The sequence below is a fragment of the Psychrobacter sp. NG254 genome (genome assembly GCF_015277735.1).
Lineage (GTDB): Bacteria > Pseudomonadota > Gammaproteobacteria > Pseudomonadales > Moraxellaceae > Psychrobacter.
Genome location: NZ_JADHDA010000029.1, coordinates 1 through 514, shown reverse-complemented (window position 1 = coordinate 514; position 514 = coordinate 1). Strand labels below are relative to the sequence as shown.

The following is a 514-nucleotide window of genomic DNA, read 5'->3' as shown; positions in this document are numbered from 1 at the left end:
GATTCGCCTCAGACCTGCACGACATTCAGGGACACCACCTGCAAGTGATCGCCCTCAAATCTGAGCTGGCCGAACGGATGCTCGCCATCGACCCCGAGGCAGCCCGCGAACACATTCACGAAACTCGGATGATCGCCAAACAAGCCCTCGAAGAGACCCGGTCACTCGTGGCCGGGTATCGCGAAGTTGAGCTCGACAACGAACTCGAGAACGCGCGCGAAGTTCTCGCGGCTGCTGGTGCTCAGTGTGATCTGGCCGTCGGCACGGTGCGCGAGGCCACGACGAATATCCTGCGACACAGTGAAGCAACCCAAGTGTCGATCCAGCTCGACAGCAACGACAGCGAGAGCACGTTGGTGATCAGCAACAACGAACTGCGAAGCTCAGCCTCGGCGGGCGAAGTTCTCGGTAGTGGGCTAGTGGGACTCCGAAGCCGCGTCGCCACCCTCGGCGGAACACTTGATACCGCCGTCGATGACGCCGGAGATCGCTTCGAGCTGAGCGTGCGAATTCC

At 61.1% G+C, this 514-nt stretch carries 1 protein-coding gene; it reads left to right on the top strand.

Translation table 11 applies throughout. The annotated features are described in order from the left end of the window. The coding region (locus IP510_RS13640) for a sensor histidine kinase (protein WP_227669802.1) at positions 1–514 on the top strand (514 nt) is incomplete at both ends.